We start from the raw sequence: 18,222 nt of genomic DNA on the forward strand, positions 1-18,222 counted from the left end.
AATTCAAATTCAGCAAATCCCATATTTCAAATGGGGTATTCACCTACCCATATTCTACCACAACAAATGATTAGCAGAAAAAGAGCTCCCTCTCGGCAGCCCTTTCATCTGTTACAGTAACTGTTCTCTAGTTAAGCTGTTTCCACTTTTGTTCCAACGTTTGAGGGACATAGCTTTCTAGTTTTTTTAATAGTTCCGAGGGTTCTTGGTCTATATTTAACAAGCTAAGATGTGAAGCGTTAGAGTATCCCTCGTTAATGCTGTGTTGAATCAGATTCATCAGAGGATCAAAATAATTCCTGATATTTAAAACCCCTACCGGTTTCTTATGTATACCGATTTGTGACCAGCACAAAACCTCAAACAGCTCTTCATACGTCCCAAAACCGCCGGGTAAAGCAATAAAGCCATCTGCCAGCTCCCCCATTTTTGCTTTTCGTCCATGCATATCGTCCACTTCTATCAGCTGTGTTAATTCTCTATGTACCATCTCTCCATTAAACAATCCCCTAGGCATAACTCCGATCACCTCACCTCCACCGTTCAAGACAGCATTAGCGACTTCACCCATTAATCCAATTCTTGACCCCCCGTAAATTAAGCGATAATCGTTCATAGCCATATTGTTACCAAGTTCAACAGCTTTAGCTTTATATTCCTCATGCACCCCTAAATTCGACCCTGCAAAAACACAAATTGATTTCAAATCCTCATCTCCAAACTATATATTGATAATATCCGACATCTAATATACTATATGTTGGAGAATAAATCATATAAAAGATTAAGGAGTGCTACATAATATGGAGATCAATGAAGTGCAGAAATGGATTAAAAGTTATTATGGACAAAGAGGCTGGACCGATTATGGTCCTTTTATACGGGTTGGATTTCTTATGGAAGAGACCGGTGAGGTTGCACGGGCAGTACGCTCCTATGAAATCGGAAGAGATCGCCCAGATGAATCTACCCCTCCACCAGAGCAACTGAAACACGACTTGATTGAGGAAATTGGTGATGTGCTAGGAAATATAGCCTTGTTAGCCGATTTGTATGGTATCACTTTAGAAGAGGCATTTACTGCACATAAGGAAAAATTAGTTAAACGCTTTAATTCCTAAGGAGAAGTAGGAAAAGGGCTACAATCGGCATTTAAAAAAGGCTACCCCACGATCTTAGTGATCGAGTGGATAGCCTTCCCTTTATTTTCGTAACGAAAATATTTATTAAATAAATACTTCCTCAACGGTCAAATTTCGCTCCTTGGATAAATCCCTAAACGTAGATTCATCTACTTTCACTAACGGTTTAAAAATATCCAAAGGATTGTTCATAATAATCGTACCTTGCTCTCCGTTGCTAAGCTGAACACTTTTACCTACAAAGTTCGGCAGTAAATGTCCAATCAAAGCTTGTACCGCATTTCCATTCAGCTTTCCAAAGCCCAGCTCATGCACCTTGCGCAGAACGGTTATCAGCCCTTGTTTGGGTTGATTCACTCTTGCAGAGGTCATCCCAACATAGGCATTAGCAACAGCCACAATCAGTGTATACGGGTGCAGGTCCGCCTTACGAAGCATATTAGGATAACCGGTCCCATCCTCGAATTCATGATGCTGAAGCGCCACCAGAGCGGTCTTCTCGTCATTCATAGATTTAAGAATAATATCGTATCCATACGAAGTGTGACGCTTTAGTTCTTCAGTTTCTTCAGGGGTTAAGATCCCCGTCTTATTTAAGATAGAGGGGTCGATCTGACTTTTTCCTATGTCGTGTAAATACCCTGCCCGGCTAATCTCGTAGCGTTCTTCTTTGGTATAACCTAACCAAGTCGCTATGTAAAAGGATAGCAGTCCGACCTGTAATGAATGATTGTATGTACCAACGTCTTCCCGTTCAAGCAGCAGCAATAAGGAAACTACATCCTTATGTTCATCCATTTTTTCCAGCAAGGGCTGCAACGTAAGATCTACATCTGACTGCGTGAAACTGCCCTTGCTGAGTGCCTCTAGAAAAATAGATTCATAGTTTTGGATCGCTAGATCAAAGTTTCCATTTAGGCTTTGTTCCAGATTCGTTCCCTCATTATCCATCGCAATGCTGCGAGGTTCAATATCAACATAATCGATACGATGTCTCATCAGGAGGGTGATTTCTTCTTGGTAAACAATTGTCCCTTTTGGGAGCACGTGTAAACCAACACTATTAAAAGTGTCCAACATAAGACAATCGCCATGTTTGAGATCCGTGACATGAGCTTTCAAAATTCTGCACCCTTCCTATCAATAGGTATATTTTACCTTAAGGATAGCTAAATTATTCCAAAGTCACAATATGGTTAAAGTCTCATTAACACTCACAATTAGTTCAAAAGACCCCCGCTACATCACCTAAAAAGGAATACTAAAGTCCGCTATCACTTTTCCGATCAACTGATCCTTCGCTACAAAAGGAGTAGCCCAGAGATGAGCATCATTGCTTATATTCCGGTTATCTCCGAGAAAAAAGTAATGATCCGCCGGAACTGTAACGGGCCCAAAAGTATAGTCCATCCGCTCATTAAGATAGGGTTCATTGATCTCCGTTCCATTTCTGTAAAGGGCTCCATCTTTAATTTCAATGGTATCACCTGGCAACCCTATCAACCGCTTTACATATCTTTTATGCTCATCACCCGCTACCGGGGGCGTAAACACGACGATATCTCCATGATTGAGTCTCGTTATCCATAACATTTTTTCCACGATTAGACGGTCATTAATTTCAATTGTAGGAATCATAGAGCCAGTAGGAACCCTCATGGCTTCAGCAACATAAGTTCTTACAAACAAAGATAGGACCACTGCAATAGCAACACTTGGCAAATATTGTTTGATAAATTTCAACATAATTGCTCACCTCATATTCATTTTATAGACACTTTGATCGGTGCAGAAGCTTTTTACGCTCGTTCATATTCAGTTCATATTGTCGTCATGTAGGGTTCACCTTCATGGGGTAAGCTTCCTTTAGCAACTCATTAAGATAGCTAGAATAAACCGATTAGAACAGGAGAAGATGCAAGTGAAACCAGAAGAAGAGGTTATTAAAAAAAAGATGAATAAACCGCTTAAAATTATACTTATATCCTTAGGGGCTTTAGCTACTGCAATAGTACTTTTTCTAGTGACTGTTTTTGTAGCTAATATTTTCTTAAATAAATCGGACCAAGCTAAAATAAAACCCTATGGTCAGTCTGTAAGCGTCGATGGTAAAAAAATGAATGTTTTGATTCAAGGAAATGGCGAAGAGACAGTCGTGCTCTTACCTGGTTATGGAACGGTGGCACCGGGACTTGATTTTAAGCTGTTAATAGATGAACTATCCCCATTTTACAAAGTTGTCGCGATTGAGCCTTTCGGTTATGGATTAAGTGATAGAACTGAAAAAGAACGAACCACGGAAAATATTGTAAGTGAAATTCATGAAGCTGTAAAACAGCTTAATATTGACCGTTATATTCTAATGGCACACTCTATTTCCGGTATGTACAGTTTGAATTATGTGAACAAATATCCAAACGAAGTGAGTGCATTTGTCGGGATTGATAACAGTATTGCAACGGAAGACAGAATAGATGTTAAAATACCAACAGGAAAATTAAAACTACTTAGATCATCGGGCTTGGGCAGATTGGTATTGAAATCTAGTGGAAATCCCTATGCTGGATTGCCGTTTGATGAAGAAACTAAAGAACAATTGAGATTGCTTACGCTTAGAAACACTTATAATTACACTAACTTAAATGAAGTGGAACATATGGCTTCTAATTATAAAGGGGCTCTAAATTCAACTTTTCCAAAAGATCTTCCTCTTTTGCTCTTTGTACAAGGGGATGATACTCTCTTAAAAGATTGGATATCATTGCATGAAGAGCAAGTCAAAAACTCCGTACAAGGAAAATTGGTAAAACTTGATGCAGGTCATTATCTGCACCATACCAAATCAAAAGAAATCGCAGAAAATTTCAAGACATTTATGAAAGAAATAAAATAAGTATAGATTGTATCGCTCAGATTGTCTAAACCGCGTTCCACCTATTCTCCGTGCTGCAGCATCATGTGCAAGCTTCCTTGCATTTCATGCCGCAGCATTTTTTTCTTACTCATACTTCATTAATATTTACGTACCCACACTTCTAAAACCGCTCAATAATGCGATTCATTTCCCCATCCACATCGATCAATGTATTCTTAGGAATATGAATGACCAACAAACCGCCAAAGATCTGTTCACATTTCCCATCATTCTCTGTGATCCGTTGTTTAAAAGCAGAAATGGCTGTTGAATCAACAGCCTCTTTACTGAGGAGCCAAGCGTACCTTTTGAAATGAGATTTCTGTACCGTTTCCTGATAGTAATAGATCCCTAGTTCTTCTTTCACCCGTATAATATCACCCATTGTAACACTTGGATTAAAAATTGGAGTCTCTTCGATGCGGTATTTATCTTTACCAACTGGAGTAACATCAAGGATTTCAATTTCACGGCCTGCTGGATCGAAGCAAATATGTAGTCCTGACGAATCTAGCATCGAAACACCTCAATTCTATTCAAAATCTGATCTTGATGATTCTAATTAACGCAAAACACAATAAATACATTAAGCTTGTAATCCCGAACAACCTGAAGATTCCCGGCGTTAAAAACATATATATACTGTACGGAAAACTCCAAATAAAGGCGAGAAGCATGAGAGGACTTCTGTTTAAAGAGATACCTATCGCAAGTAATCCGGCAGGCAACACCAGCATTACCAAACTTATTATAATACTGGATTGATTCGTAACCTCAGCATATGGATTAATGAATATAAATATAAACCATAAAAAAACGGTCATCAAACTGGATACATATCCAATAAGTTTAATGATTGTTAAGTTTATGGATTGCTCCATTCCATCACCTCAATTCTTTCGCAATCATTCTCTCCAGCCATTTCCACGGGAGCAGCGTTTTGCCTAAGATCAAGATCCGGGTGCCTTTGCCGATAGGATACCGAAGCCTTGGTGACTTCATTTCAGTAATTCGACCGATGAGATCTGCCACTTGCTTTGGATCAGGTGCAGTTTCAGCGGTATGCTTGGAATATCGTAGCACAGCATCCAGACGATCTCTATAAGGAGAATCCTCGGCTGGACGAATTTGTTCCATTCCTTTTCCCCAAATCGGAGTACGGAATGAGCCAGGTTCAATTAATACTACACGTATTCCATAAGGAGACATTTCATGACGCAGACTTTCACTGAATCCTTCTACTGCAAATTTGGAAGCTGCATATGGAGCATACCCCGGAAACCCGGACAACCCGCTTATACTCCCCACGTTAATAATCGTACCACTTTTCTGTTCTCGCATAACTGGCAGCACAGCCTTTGTCACCGCGACTAATCCGAAAAAATTCGTCTCCATTTGCTGGCGCCATTCCTCCATACGTAGCTCTTCTATGAAGCCACCTATAGCAAAGCCTGCATTATTTACCAAAACATCAATTCTTCCGAATGTTTCGTGTACTGAGGATATAGTCGCCTGTATAGACTCACTATCGGTAACATCCATAGTCATAAAATGAAGCTGCTTTAAGAGTCCTGCTTGCTCTGCCTGCTGCTCAAGCGCGCCTTTACGACTCAAATCGCGCATGGTTGCTACAACTTTGAATCTCTGTCCAGCCAGTTTCAAGGCTGTGAGCAGTCCAAATCCACTAGAGGTTCCGGTTATTAAGGCCACTCGATCATGCATTCGATCTAGATGTGAATTCATCTTTGACTCTCCTTATGTTTCATTATTCCAAAAAGCAAACAAATGTTCTTTTTCAGATTGACTATCCATTAATTTCAAGTTATAGTAAGTGTATCATTTATATTTCTGCGAGAGAAGCACCTCGCAAGATAGGCATTCATGCCTATCTTGGAGGTGCTTTTTTGCGCGCATAGACTAATTAAGGAGCTGAAATGAATGTTTATTCACAATTTTAGTTATTTAAAGCGGTTTGTCCAATTCATTCTAGTAGTAGCCCTCCTCAACATCAACCTAACATTAGCTTCAGCAGGTACAGATTGGGAGTCAGCCTTAGATGACATTAACGGTCTCCATGCTAATTATACCTCACTTCAAGTAGCCCTCAAGTCCTATAGCTCAAAAATTCAAATGTTACGTAAGCAGAATAATGAAACACTGAAATCTATTCATTCTGTCATAGAGTCAACAGATAAGGTTCTGCTGAGTCGTTTATCATCTGAAGCTACGTCAGCTCAGAAGAAACATGCTCCCCTGCTGGAACAATACAGCACTCTCAGTAAGCAGTGTACCGCAGCCAAGAAAGCTAAGGATTTTAAGACAGCCACTCTCCTGGATCTAAGACGCAATAAACTCAAAGCTGCGGTAACACTCGCTCGCACTGAAATGAAGGCGAAGACAGACGCATTGGCAACTGCCCGCAAGCAAACCGCTGCCAAGATCAAGCCTGTCAAAGATGCTCTGGCCCCGATCACAGCTTTGAAGAAGCAAATCACCGCCGAGAACAAGAATATCGCTATAGCACAGAAAGTTCGTTCAGAAGCAGATAAACAATATAAATCGGCTGTAAAACAAGGGGATGCGATTACGGCAGCAATAAAAATGAAAGCATCCTTTGAGCAAATGAAACGAATTCATGACATGCATCAAAATATTTACAGCTGGGAGCAGAAGATCTCCCTAGCTCTACGATCTGCAGAGTCTAAGCTTCCATAATGATTCGCTCCCACCGGCTCATATCAGCTTCACTAATATACTGATTAGTTGGGCTGCGGGCACAATCAGGAGCTGAGCAAATATAGTACCTAGAAATCGTGAACCCATCAATACCACATATATTTTTCCTAGCTGATCACGGTATTCTACATTTTCAGTGGCTTTATGGGTAATAAGACCAAGCTGTGGGTCGATAAATATGGTCAGCAGTATAGTCGCCATTCCATTAATCAATCCAGAGGCTTGAGAAGCAGTCGTGCTATATTGAGGCATTAGATGAGCAGCATACAAAGATGAAATGACCCCTACGGTGTAAAAGGCTGTAACAAAAACATTCATAACAATAAAACGTTTAGGAATCCCCAGGTATCTGAAGTTATATAGATTCACTTTTGGTTTTCTTATGTATTTTCTAGTATTTTTTAACTGCCCGATCGTTACGCTCGTAAGCAGCTTGGGAATAGAACCTTCAATTTCAAGCTTTGAGATGATTCTCCCAAACAAGCCTACGAAGGTTGGAAAAATAGCAATGGCTATTAATGTCCCTAATGAAGAAGCTAATAATATAATTCTCAGGTAATTAAGTAGTGGGAAATCAGAATGTATTTTGGCATAATCTACGAATTTAGCCGTCAGTGGAGCTTGAATCATGTTTGCAGTTCTTGACACGAGAACAATAATGCCTGTCAAAGACAAAGCAATAGCTATCTTGTTCAGCTTCACCCCGGCGTATCTTACCGAATAAGATAACGTTTCTGCTGTATGAATAATCATTGTAAGCAAGCATACTACAATCAAGCTATTTACCATTTGTAGGTTCATCTCCATTGAGAACTATTTATCTATTCGGTGCAGTTTTGAGCGAAAGTATTGATCCAGTCCGTAAGAAAGCGTAATTCCAACGGTATATCGTACAAGGTCAATCCATAGGAATCCCTTTCCGAGAATCAACCCGCCGGGTACGGTAGCACGGATGCTGTTGATCCACTCTGCTTGATACAGTTGGCTAAATTCTATACCGAAGCTAAACATCAGGCTCCACATAAAAGCGATCCACAGCTTCCGGTTCACTAGCAGAACGCGAAACATAAAGTAAACCATACTGCCCCACAGCGCGTCTCCAAAATGTCTCGTTACAAACAAGGGTAGCTGTTCCGAGAATGCTCTAGAGCATAACCCCAGTACAATAACAATTAGGCAGATGCATCCATAAATAACTCTTTCTTTTAAAGCCTTGACTCTCATTTCCATCCTCTATCCTGCGTCTGACTTGAAGTTTATGCTTGCTATAATATTTATCATCACGATATAAAACGGATAAATAATCATAGCCCCTATTATGATTAACCCTGTTACTGGTACTGGTTTATCCGCAGCTTCTGTAATCGGGAACCATGCTGCGAATAAATTAATGAACAGATTCAAATATGGATACCACAGGATCGTAGTGAAATACTTGAATTTTTTACCGTTCAAATATTTTTTTGTCATCCAAACAAACCCAATAGAACAAAATATAAATAACACAAATATGAAGATAAGCTCTAAGTTATTTACTTTATCCAGCTCCAAGCCAGAAATTCTACTAATACGATAAATATTCACTAGTAGCTCTATTACGACAAACAACATAAAGGCATAAAGTACGCTTAACGAATTAAGCTTAATAAAATATTTCATTTACTCAGTACTTCGGGGTTCCACATTCGTTCCACACTAGTAAGCTCTAATTCATCAAATTCCAGCCTATAAATATCTGGTTTCGAAGTCTGCTCAAAGAACTCATAACCATACTCTTTATTGAAGTAATTCAGGATAATGGTCATGATATTCCCGTGGGTACCTAGTGCAATTTTGCCGCCTTTATTTTGCTGGATCAATTGCTTCATGATGGGGATCGCACGCTCTTGCGCTTCCTGAGTACTCTCTCCATTCGGCATTTTATATTGTAAGTCTGTGAATGATGTCCGGATCGCCTGAAGAAATTCTTGTTCACTGATCTCGATCTCCATGCTTGCTATGGCTCTTTCTCTAAATTCCTCATACAACTCAATTTCTTGCTCCGAAGCTTCAGCCAAATATTTAATGGTATCTATCGCTCGTCTATAAGGACTGGAGACAAAATGTGTGATCTCTTCCTCCGCCAACAGTTCTTTAATTCTAAATGCGTCCTCATGACCTTTATCAGATAATCCTCGTTCTCTCTCATCCCCAAGCACAAAAGGTGATACGGCGTGTCTAATCATATAAATAAAAGTCTTCATGAATTACTCCTCTCCAGCTCATTCAAATATCGTCTTTGTCACTTCGCGGTCTTTCTTGAAAATCTCCACTGGATAGGGAATGGCCATCTCGGGCAGCTCACTCTCTTTAAAGAACTTAAATTCTTCGACTTCTCCATCCATTGCTCTCAGCGTTCCACGGATGATAGAACACTCAAATACGATGACTGTATATTCCACCTGATCTCCATTGTTATATTCGTATCTATATTTCCCTCCGCCAAATACCCCAAGAATGGTAGTAGGATGCACCATTAATCCAGTCTCTTCATATACTTCTCTGCGCAAAGTTCTTCCCGGTCGTTCCCCTGGCTCGATGGCGCCTGCTGGCAATCCCCACAAGGACTCTTCAGGTTTTCGAATAAACAGAATTTCATCTTCTTTATTTCTTATTACTGCAGCTACGGAAGGCATCATTAATAACTCTGAACCCACTTTTCCTCGGATCTCCTGATAATACTCAGACATCGGCACGTTATTCATCCACCCTCTCACACTGTTTTATAGAACATCATCCATTTTCCTCCGGCTTCCCAAAAATCCACATTATGTATATATTAGACATCTCTGTGATGGAATCCTTTAGATTCGGCAATATGCTTAGCGCAGAACAAAAAAAGCTTCCGAACGGCTCAATACTTTCTGAGGTCCGGAAGCAGTTACAATGAGGTGAGACTTTGAGCTTAATGTTTCCCTTTGTAGCCGGCAAGCTGTACGATCATGATGACAAGAACAAGCAATGAAATGAGCTGGTCAATACTCATCTGCGTCCGCCTCCAATCCCAAATGAAGGATGGCTCTTCGGACGGCATTTCCTCTCCCAAGGACACTGCTTCGTTCCCCTTATACACACTATGTAACATGAGTTCCAATTATTACTTCCACATCATCTAGTTGATCTTCGCCGAACACTTTAAAGCCATTTTTGGACAAGACGTCCTTCCTCATACCACTTCAAGAAATGAGCATCCAGACACGGCACATCACCATTATACAAAACTGATATGTTTGTGCTTCATATACAAAAGAATGCTTATGTTGTTCATATAGACATCATTAATCTTGATATTGGGGGGTCTTCTCACTTCTATACCGACTCCAGCAAGTCCACAATAAATCAGCCATAAGATAGAGTCCCACGAAAGGATAAATAATTCCCCAAACGTTATGGACTTGTGAATATAAAAGCTCCATGAACGGCTGAATCCCAAATACACAAGCTACCGATAGCGCCCACCAATATAGGGAGAATCGAAGGCAAATATGCCCTTGCAGTTGATAAGACATCCCTGAGTAATCCCACCATTGCTTTTGAAAGACAGTCTTCAGCAACCAACCACTTACATATTCAACAGCTGAAGGAACGACTAACGCAAGCAGGAGGAAAATTGGGAAAGGCAGGGTTAAGTCTCTGGCAATCAGTAGAAGCAGTGGTGCAAATCCATACATTGGTTTAAAAGGACCTTTTAGAAAGCCTTCTTTGCGAAAGCTTCCATTACTATATAAGTTATATGTACCCTCCAATACCCAGCCTAAAAAAGAGTAGATCATAAAATAAAAGAAATATTGGCCCGCCACTGCCATCGCAGGTTCTCCGCTTGAAGAAAATATAGAAGTCATCATGTTTATACACCGCTCCTAGTTGTCATTATTTTCTTAAATATCCATCCGGCCCTATTATGCCTCAATCCTTCAGGAGATATGCGCAACAAAAAAGACATAACCCATAGGTTATGCCTTCATTACAAAATATAAGGAGTAAAGTGGATTCTCTAGCCTTCCACGCTTATGGTTTAAGTTGTTCTTCAGGATTCTGAGCCGGGATCAGCGACTGATCGTCGTATTGTTTCTTTAATGTATCCATTGTAAGCTCACTTCTTACGCCAAAGTTTGAACCATATTTTTTCTCAGAGTTACCTGCTAGAGCCTCGCCACGTTTTTGCCGATATCGGCTGTTCTCGTTCCGACTACGCATTTCATTTCCTCCCTGCAACAAGAATGGCTGAGATCTGTGGAATTAGCGAAAAGCAACGACGAACTTGGATAAAATACTCTGATGAGGTTGTACTTGATTCCATTATACAATAATTACTAAAATGATCTCAAGAAAAAACAGACTGTCCGATGAAGGACAGCCTGTCTTCCGAATCATTTAGTCTAAATCGTTAGGAAGCGGATCAGGATGAGAGGACTCTGCAGGCTTGGCTACCCAATCGTCTGCTTCTGGCTCGATGTCCACGCCATTCTCCATCTTCTTAATTTCAGCTAATGAATCGCCGTCTTTATTTTCCTTGTTGCGGATTTCCGCTTCATCTTGAGAATAATCTGACATGTGAAATCCTCCTCAGGTGCTTTGCTTTATTTGTTCCTTAGTTATAGTTACCCGATGGAGTGTTTTGCAAACATAGTTATGATGATTGAATTTAAGGGTACATGATCCAAGCTACCACCGGACCGATACATGAACCGACAATAGCACAGACGGTCATCGCTACGGAGCTCATTGAAACTGATTGTTCTCCATATTCCAGTGCCTTTGCAGTTCCAAGTGCATGAGAACCCGTTCCTAACCCGATCCCAATCCCAACTTCGCTTCGAATCTTAAACAGCTTAATAATGAGAGGACCGCCAATCGCACCTGTAAATCCGGCAATCATTACAAATACGGAGGTTAGCGAGGAGTCCCCGCCTAAACCATTCGAGATCTGTATCGCTACAGGTGTGGTGATCGACTTTGGCAATATGGACAAAACATATATTTTAGAGAATCCTAGCCCTGCCGCCAAAAGCAAACCACTAAACATCCCTATTAACAAACCTACAATAGCGCCCCCTAGGATCGCCGGAAAATTCTCAACTAACACATTACGTTGTTTATATAATGGATAGGCTAGCGCCACTACAGCAGGTCCCAGTAGCTGATTAATCCACTGACCACCTATCATATATGTATCATACGGAATATGAAAGTATAGAAGTAGTGCTACAACAAGGGCTGTGGCTGTTAGCGCGGGAATAAGAACAGGAAACCGAAAACGTCTATATACCACAGACATCAATAAATAAATTGCAACATTAAGCAGGACAATTCCTGTCGCGATAAAAAACATTATATTTCCTTCCCCTTTTCGCTTAAGCTCTTGCTGTTCCAGCCCGCCTTACTCTTGTCTTTCAAGGTTGAAAGCCATTGACTGGTATGTGCTGCGACTGCAATAGTGAGCACGCTGCTAACGATAAGAATCAAGATTAACAGCAAACCTCTCCCACTAAAAATATCCATATGCTTCACGATCCCAGCCGTCGCTGGAATAAAAAATAACGGAAGATAAGCTAATATTGTTGTTGCACCCTCTTCAATCCACTTCACTGGTACAACCTTGAATAGCAATAAAACAAAGAGCAGAAGTAATCCGACGATACTCCCAGAAACAGGAAGATGCAGCTGCTTTTGCAGGAAGTCTCCAGCCAAGTAGAACAAATAAAGCAGGAACACTTGGATAATTATGCGAATGATTTTCATGATGCAGGATCCCTTCATTATTAAATTAACTCGATAAAGCTTAAAATGGGTCACCTCAATAAGAGTATCAGAGTTTTCATGAAAATTTCAATTACTTTTCGAATCTTGTAAGAATTAAACAAAAATAACCTGTATGATCTCCAGAACGCCGGAGACTTTACAGGTTAGTTATTTTCGTTATGCTGCTCTAAATTGAAATCCCAGCTTATTTAAACCCACTGAATGACTTGCTCTGCGCTTTGTCGTGTTTTTCCACGCGGTTCATTCAAACGATATCCAAAGGCTACCATGCAGGAGATTCCAAAATGTTCGGCCTCCATAATCCCCTCTTCGGTAAGAATCTGCTCTAGCTTCGCCTTATCGAAACCTTCCATTGGGCAAGAATCGATTCCGATTAAAGCGGCTGATGTCATCATATTACCAAGGGCTATATAAGTCTGCCGGCAGCTCCATTCGAACATTGCCCGCTCATTCTCCATCAATCCGAAATCAACCTTCAGGAACTTATCGTACATATTACCTTTCCCTTCCATCACTTCTGGAGGCAGCGCCTGGACATGCTCCATCATCCCTCTAATATAGTCGGAATCAGCAGACATATCTTTAGGAAGACGGGAGAGAATCAATACAAAGTGACTTGCAGTTGGCAATTGCTTTTGTGCTCCCCAGGCATGAGTTCGTAATTTCTCGCGTATTTCCGGACTTTGTACTACGACAAAACGCCAAGGCTCAAATCCGAATGAACTTGGTGACAGACGTCCTGTTTCCAGAATAAACTGAAAGTCTGACTCACTAATTTTCTTATGACTATCAAATTCTTTAGTTGCATGTCTGAATTGGTAGGCAGACAGGATTTCATTTTTGTTTAATGATAAAGTATCCATATTTAACACTCCTTTTGTTTGCTTAGAACCAACGACCTATTTGACTGTTTGCCGTTCTCATGCATAATATTAGAATATATATCACTTCTTTAAAAGTACGCACATTAATGTTATGTAGTATACAAAATGATACTATGGGAGTTGAACGGCTATGCGTGATCGAAAAGGTGGATTCGGAGATCACCCAGAAAGCAATAAGGAAGCTTGCCCTGTGGAATTTACGCTCGATGTTATAGGAGGAAAATGGAAGGGGATCCTCATCTATCACTTGATGGATGGAACGAAACGCTTTAACGAATTTCGACGGATATGCCCAGGAATCACTCAACGCATGTTAACCTTGCAGCTTAGAGAGCTGGAAGAAGATGGAGTTGTTCACCGTGAGGTCTACCATCAGGTTCCCCCGAAAGTCGAATACTCGTTAACTGAATTTGGCAAGACGCTGACCCCTATTATTAAACTCATGAAAGACTGGGGAGAGGTTTACAAAACAAAACAGCTTTCCGCAGAAAGCTGTCCAGAAGGTATGGATATTACGGTGTAGCTCAAAGCTGCACCTTCTATTTTTCAAAAAATGCTTCAGCCTTTTCCTTATGTTCATCCGTAACCTGACCTGAGATCGCTTTGATTCCTGCTGCAATAATTGCAGCATCATCCGTAAATCCAAGTCCGAGAATCGCATCCGGTATCGCATCAATCGGGGAGATGAAATAAGCCAACGCTCCGAAGGCAATTCCTTTTGCCCATAAAGGGGTCTTTGCGTCGACTGCGCAATAATACATCGCAATAGCATCTTTAGTAAATGGGATCTTGCCTGCGAACTTTTTAGTTTTTGTCCAAAAATTCCGCGTCACCATCTCCTCGTTCTCTTTACTGTATGGAAACTTCTCTGCTGTGAGTTCCGTGGTGATCTTATCATCATCTTTCTTCATTAGAATTTCCCTCCGCAAGGTTCATATGAAGTTCATACAGTCAGTATACCCTCAGCTATTATTTATATCTTTAAGATAAACTATAGCTCGTTCTATGAAACTTACAGAATATCATTTAATTTCTTTGATTTTATTCAAATCACTGCTGCATAACGCTTCAAGATTCTTAAAGATTCGCTCGGCATCCCAATCCCACCACTTAAGCGCTTCTAAATATTCGATCAATTCGTCATCAAAACGTTGTCTAATTACTTTACATGGATTTCCTCCAGCGACACTATAAGCCGGGATATCTTTCACAACTGTTGAATTGGCCGCGATGACGGCTCCATTTCCAATATGTATACCCGGCATAACCGTAACATTCTGTCCAATCCACACATCGTTGCCGATCACCGTATCTCCCTTTATGGGTAGATCTGATAGTTCTGGAACCGCATGCTCCCAGCCATTAGACATGATATTAAAAGGGTAGGTCGTAACGGAATTCATTCGATGGTTCGCACCATTCATGATAAATTCAATACCTTTAGCAATCGCGCAGAATTTCCCAATAATAAGCTTATCCCCAATAAAATCATAGTGATGAGTCACATGCTCCTCAAACTTTTCCGCACCGTCTATATCATCATAATACGTATAATCGCCAACCGTAATATTGTTTCTTGTAATCACATTTTTGATATAACAGATGCTTTTGATCTGTTCATTTGGATAGAGCGCATTCGGATCGGGTCCATATTTCTCCATAATAAAGCCTCTCTCTCTTTTTTTGATAAAACATACCAGAGATCAAAGATCTTTTCAAATAAGTACGAATCATGAACATAAAAAGCGGCTACCGTGTGGTAACCGCCATTACAAGTACTTTATCGCTTTGATAAAACATCTACTTCGTATTGCTTCACATCGCTCAGCCAGCTTTCTCGGACAGGCACACCATTCGTCGCACAATAATAATCCCAAATAGCTCCGAATGGATAAGATTTCAATTCCTCTACCAGTGCAAGTCTAGTAGTATAATCTCCATCCAGTTCAATTTGCTTCAATAGCTCTATCGGTTCCAGCATCGCACGTAGCAGGGCTTTGATTGTGTTACGTGTTCCGATCACCCAAGCGGCAATGTGATTAATACTTCCGTCAAAGAAATCAAGTCCAATATGAGTTCTTTCTAGGAATTGACCTCTAACTAGTTCACGAGCAATCTCCAGCAGTTCATCATCCATAGTCACCACATGATCACTGTCCCAGCGTACTGGACGGCTAACATGCAGCAACAATTGATCACCAAACATCAGCCAAGAGGATAATTTATTCGAGATAGTCTCGGTTGGGTGGAAATGCCCAGCATCGAAGCATACCGCTTTGCCCCGGCTTAGTGCATAACCCATATAAAATTCATGCGAACCTACCACATAACTTTCCGAGCCAATTCCGAACAGCTTACTTTCTACAGCATCAATGTTATATTGCTGATCGATCTCCTCGCTGAAGATCTCGTCCAGTGATTGCTGAAGTCGCACTCTCGGTGACAGACGGTCGATCGGTGTATCTTTATATCCATCTGGAACCCAGAAGTTGGTTACACAAGGCTGACCCAGTGCCTGACCGAAAGATTCGGAGATTCGGCGTGAAGCCTTGCAATGAGCAATCCAGAAGTTGCGGATTTCAGGATCCGAGTGACTTAGTGTGAAGCCATCATTAGCTTTTTCATGAGAGAAGCAAGTGGGATTGAAATCTAATCCTAGTCCCTGCTTCTTAGCCCAGTTCACCCATCTTTCAAAATGCTTAGGCTCTAACGCATCAAGATCTACTGTTTCTTCCGTATCGGCATAAATAGCATGTAAATTAACTTTATGACGTCCTGGGATAAGTGCTAGTGCTTGCTCCAAATCACGGCGCAGTTCCTCCGGATTTCTAGCTCGCCCCGGGTAACTGCCCGTGACCGCGATCCCGCCACTTAGTTCCTCTTCCTTATTCAGGAAGCCCTTTACATCGTCTCCTTGCCAGCAGTGCAATGAAATTTTGATTGCTGCAAGCTGCTCTAATACTTTATCTACGTCAATGCCGTGCAGTTCGTAGAGCTTTTTCGCCTCATTATAGCTCGTCTGAATGCTCCTTAAGCTTTCTGTATTCTGCTCCATGCTTGAGCCTCCTGTTATTGTCTTTGTGATTTCATTTAGGGGGATTTTTGCTCCACTTTGGCACGTTTTCCGCTTTTTGCGCCCGATGAGAGGGATTTATACCCCTTTTCACTCACTTTCCGCTTTTCACTCCCAATGTGGGGTATTTTCGCCCTTCACCGCTCACCCGCAGCTATTTCACCAAATCAAAGTTACTCTTAAACGATCTGCAGCCGAGCAAACTCAGCCAATGCCGCGGTTTTTAGGGAAGCGTCCATCTCATGTGGAATGTAGATTGTTACATCAAATGAACGATATATAATTTCTCTTGCTTCTTTAATATTTGCGACCGTACCCACACTGATCATTTGCATAACTACATTACCTAATGCGGTGGATTCCGTCGGACCAGCGTAAATCTCCATCGCTAGCAAATCCGCCGCAACTTGGCATAGCAAACCATTATTCGCCCCTCCGCCTACAATGTGCAGACGCTCCCACTTCTCACCGGTTAATAGCTGAAGATCCTGAACATAGAAATAGTAAGAAAGAGCAAGACTGTCAAACACACATCTGGCAATCTCCCCTGGTGTCTTTGGTACCAACTGTCCGACTTCCGCACAATAGTCCTGTATCTCGCTGATCATGTTGGATGGATTCATGAATCGTTCATCATTGCAGTAGATGATTGATCTAAAAGGAATCTCTTGCTCTGCCAGCTCCACCAGTTCGCCAAAGCTGTATTGACCACCATATTCCTCACGAACCTTTTGGATCAGCCACATCCCCATAATGTTCTTAAGAAAACGGAACGATCCGAAGGCTCCCCATTCATTTGTATAATTGCGCTCCATCGCTTCTGGACTTGTGATAGCTGAAGCTCGTTCCACCCCGATGAGTGACCAAGTACCACTACTGAGAAATCCCCATTTGTCGCTACTTGCAGGAACGCCTAGTACAGCTGATGCTGTATCATGAGTGGCAACTGCTATGAACTTACAATCTGGAAGATCACCGCGTGCCGCCAGGTCATCAGTCAATCCGCCAATTTGTTCCCCAGGTTCCGTTAAGGGGGGGAATTGCTCTTTTGAAAGACCAAGCAGTGCCAGTAAATCAGTATCATAATCCCGAGTTTGCAGATTCAGCAGACCCGTGGTTGAAGCATTCGTGACTTCACTAATTCTGCGTCCCGTAAGCCGATAATAGAGATAATCAGGGACCAGCAGGATTGAATGTGCTGCTTCAAGATCTGCCTGATCATGCACAAACAGCTGGTACAACGTATTAATCGGGAGAACTTGTATCCCCGTCTTACCGTAAACGCTTACAATTGATATATTACGATGTAGGCTTTGTACCGCTCTATCTGTTCTGGAATCACGATAAGAAAAAACTTCATGAATTCGTGTACCCTTCTGATCCAGAAGTACGTAATCCACGGCCCAAGTGTCAATTCCGATGGTACACTGCTCAATTCCTTTTGACTTCGCCTTCTGCAAGCCTTTTACTATTTCAGCAAATAAATAATCGACGTCCCAATAAAGATTACCATTCTTCTCAGAGAACCCATTACTAAAACGGTGGATTTCTGTTAATGATAAGTTTCCTTCCGGTTCTTGCAAGGTTCCGCAAACGACTCTCCCACTAGAGGCTCCAATATCAATAGCAATATGATTCTGACCCTGTTTATGCGCCCCAGCATTCATTCTT

At 41.3% G+C, this 18,222-nt stretch carries 25 protein-coding genes; 4 read left to right on the forward strand and 21 right to left on the reverse strand.

Features of this window, described 5'->3' with window-relative positions:
* Positions 1-127: 127 nt before the first annotated feature.
* Complete coding sequence (locus tag CA600_RS10410) at positions 128-706, reverse strand: TIGR00730 family Rossman fold protein (RefSeq protein ID WP_094870123.1); 579 nt, start codon at positions 704-706, stop codon at positions 128-130.
* Between the two features lie 97 nt (positions 707-803).
* Between CA600_RS10410 and CA600_RS10415 the strand changes: the two genes are divergently transcribed.
* Positions 804-1,121 (forward strand): MazG nucleotide pyrophosphohydrolase domain-containing protein, encoded by a 318-nt coding sequence (locus tag CA600_RS10415; protein WP_094870124.1) that lies wholly within the window; start codon positions 804-806, stop codon positions 1,119-1,121.
* Positions 1,122-1,226: 105 nt separating this feature from the next.
* Here CA600_RS10415 and CA600_RS10420 read toward each other — a convergent pair whose 3' ends face one another.
* On the reverse strand, positions 1,227-2,264 hold the full coding sequence (locus CA600_RS10420) for an HD-GYP domain-containing protein (RefSeq protein WP_094870125.1): 1,038 nt from the start codon (positions 2,262-2,264) through the stop codon (positions 1,227-1,229).
* A 126-nt stretch (positions 2,265-2,390) separates the two neighbouring features.
* A complete protein-coding gene (gene lepB / locus CA600_RS10425; RefSeq protein ID WP_094870126.1) occupies positions 2,391-2,888 on the reverse strand; it encodes a signal peptidase I in 498 nt (165 codons plus the stop codon).
* Between the two features lie 169 nt (positions 2,889-3,057).
* Here lepB and CA600_RS10430 point away from each other — a divergent pair, with 169 nt between their 5' ends.
* Entirely contained in the window at positions 3,058-4,035 is a 978-nt protein-coding gene (locus tag CA600_RS10430) for an alpha/beta hydrolase (protein WP_094870127.1), read from the forward strand.
* A 142-nt stretch (positions 4,036-4,177) separates the two neighbouring features.
* On the opposite strand, the gene CA600_RS10435 is transcribed toward CA600_RS10430, so the two are convergent.
* Entirely contained in the window at positions 4,178-4,573 is a 396-nt protein-coding gene (locus CA600_RS10435) for a DUF4265 domain-containing protein (protein ID WP_094870128.1), read from the reverse strand.
* A 368-nt stretch (positions 4,574-4,941) separates the two neighbouring features.
* Positions 4,942-5,799 (reverse strand): SDR family oxidoreductase, encoded by an 858-nt coding sequence (locus tag CA600_RS10445; RefSeq protein WP_094870130.1) that lies wholly within the window; start codon positions 5,797-5,799, stop codon positions 4,942-4,944.
* Positions 5,800-5,994: 195 nt separating this feature from the next.
* Here CA600_RS10445 and CA600_RS10450 point away from each other — a divergent pair, with 195 nt between their 5' ends.
* Positions 5,995-6,771 (forward strand): hypothetical protein, encoded by a 777-nt coding sequence (locus tag CA600_RS10450; protein WP_094870131.1) that lies wholly within the window; start codon positions 5,995-5,997, stop codon positions 6,769-6,771.
* An 18-nt stretch (positions 6,772-6,789) separates the two neighbouring features.
* Here the strand turns inward: CA600_RS10450 and CA600_RS10455 are convergent, their stop codons facing one another.
* From CA600_RS10455 to CA600_RS10505, 12 genes are all read right to left on the reverse strand, one after another.
* The gene (locus CA600_RS10455; protein WP_094870132.1) at positions 6,790-7,581 is read right to left on the reverse strand and encodes a lipid II flippase Amj family protein; all 792 of its coding nucleotides are present in this window, start codon (positions 7,579-7,581) and stop codon (positions 6,790-6,792) included.
* Positions 7,582-7,605: 24 nt separating this feature from the next.
* Positions 7,606-8,016, reverse strand: coding sequence for a ribosomal maturation YjgA family protein (locus CA600_RS10460; RefSeq protein WP_256989806.1), 411 nt, complete (start codon positions 8,014-8,016; stop codon positions 7,606-7,608).
* Positions 8,017-8,025: 9 nt separating this feature from the next.
* The gene (locus CA600_RS30905) at positions 8,026-8,262 is read right to left on the reverse strand and encodes a hypothetical protein (RefSeq protein ID WP_143812130.1); all 237 of its coding nucleotides are present in this window, start codon (positions 8,260-8,262) and stop codon (positions 8,026-8,028) included.
* 185 nt (positions 8,263-8,447) lie between these two features.
* Positions 8,448-9,035, reverse strand: a complete 588-nt coding sequence (locus tag CA600_RS10470) for a histidine phosphatase family protein (protein WP_094870135.1) — start codon at positions 9,033-9,035, stop codon at positions 8,448-8,450.
* An 18-nt stretch (positions 9,036-9,053) separates the two neighbouring features.
* A complete protein-coding gene (locus tag CA600_RS10475) occupies positions 9,054-9,527 on the reverse strand; it encodes an NUDIX domain-containing protein (RefSeq protein ID WP_094870182.1) in 474 nt (157 codons plus the stop codon).
* A 209-nt stretch (positions 9,528-9,736) separates the two neighbouring features.
* Positions 9,737-9,883 (reverse strand): hypothetical protein, encoded by a 147-nt coding sequence (locus tag CA600_RS31190; protein WP_156113097.1) that lies wholly within the window; start codon positions 9,881-9,883, stop codon positions 9,737-9,739.
* Positions 9,884-10,109: 226 nt separating this feature from the next.
* The gene (locus CA600_RS10480; protein WP_256989807.1) at positions 10,110-10,676 is read right to left on the reverse strand and encodes a putative ABC transporter permease; all 567 of its coding nucleotides are present in this window, start codon (positions 10,674-10,676) and stop codon (positions 10,110-10,112) included.
* Between the two features lie 163 nt (positions 10,677-10,839).
* Positions 10,840-11,028 carry a hypothetical protein gene (locus CA600_RS10485; protein WP_094870136.1) on the reverse strand — a complete coding sequence of 63 codons (189 nt, stop codon included), beginning with the start codon at positions 11,026-11,028 and terminating at the stop codon, positions 10,840-10,842.
* A gap of 177 nt (positions 11,029-11,205) precedes the next feature.
* Positions 11,206-11,385, reverse strand: a complete 180-nt coding sequence (locus tag CA600_RS10490) for a hypothetical protein (RefSeq protein ID WP_042126589.1) — start codon at positions 11,383-11,385, stop codon at positions 11,206-11,208.
* A 91-nt stretch (positions 11,386-11,476) separates the two neighbouring features.
* The gene (locus CA600_RS10495) at positions 11,477-12,163 is read right to left on the reverse strand and encodes an LrgB family protein (protein WP_094870137.1); all 687 of its coding nucleotides are present in this window, start codon (positions 12,161-12,163) and stop codon (positions 11,477-11,479) included.
* Positions 12,163-12,573 carry a CidA/LrgA family holin-like protein gene (locus tag CA600_RS10500; protein ID WP_094870138.1) on the reverse strand — a complete coding sequence of 137 codons (411 nt, stop codon included), beginning with the start codon at positions 12,571-12,573 and terminating at the stop codon, positions 12,163-12,165. Before CA600_RS10500 ends, CA600_RS10495 begins: the two co-directional genes overlap by 1 nt.
* A gap of 209 nt (positions 12,574-12,782) precedes the next feature.
* Positions 12,783-13,457 (reverse strand): NAD(P)H-dependent oxidoreductase, encoded by a 675-nt coding sequence (locus tag CA600_RS10505; RefSeq protein WP_094870139.1) that lies wholly within the window; start codon positions 13,455-13,457, stop codon positions 12,783-12,785.
* 151 nt (positions 13,458-13,608) lie between these two features.
* On the opposite strand from CA600_RS10505, the gene CA600_RS10510 reads away from it, so the two are divergent.
* Entirely contained in the window at positions 13,609-14,001 is a 393-nt protein-coding gene (locus tag CA600_RS10510; protein ID WP_094870140.1) for a winged helix-turn-helix transcriptional regulator, read from the forward strand.
* Between the two features lie 16 nt (positions 14,002-14,017).
* Here the strand turns inward: CA600_RS10510 and CA600_RS10515 are convergent, their stop codons facing one another.
* The 4 genes from CA600_RS10515 to rhaB form a co-directional block, all read right to left on the reverse strand.
* Complete coding sequence (locus CA600_RS10515) at positions 14,018-14,389, reverse strand: YkvA family protein (protein WP_094870141.1); 372 nt, start codon at positions 14,387-14,389, stop codon at positions 14,018-14,020.
* Positions 14,390-14,500: 111 nt separating this feature from the next.
* Positions 14,501-15,139, reverse strand: coding sequence for a Vat family streptogramin A O-acetyltransferase (locus CA600_RS10520; RefSeq protein ID WP_094870142.1), 639 nt, complete (start codon positions 15,137-15,139; stop codon positions 14,501-14,503).
* A 119-nt stretch (positions 15,140-15,258) separates the two neighbouring features.
* Positions 15,259-16,533 carry an L-rhamnose isomerase gene (rhaA, locus tag CA600_RS10525; protein ID WP_094870143.1) on the reverse strand — a complete coding sequence of 425 codons (1,275 nt, stop codon included), beginning with the start codon at positions 16,531-16,533 and terminating at the stop codon, positions 15,259-15,261.
* 197 nt (positions 16,534-16,730) lie between these two features.
* Entirely contained in the window at positions 16,731-18,218 is a 1,488-nt protein-coding gene (gene rhaB, locus CA600_RS10530) for a rhamnulokinase (RefSeq protein ID WP_094870144.1), read from the reverse strand.
* Positions 18,219-18,222 lie beyond the last annotated feature (4 nt).

This window comes from Paenibacillus sp. VTT E-133280, assembly GCF_002264385.1.
GTDB lineage: Bacteria > Bacillota > Bacilli > Paenibacillales > Paenibacillaceae > Paenibacillus_AQ > Paenibacillus_AQ nitricinens.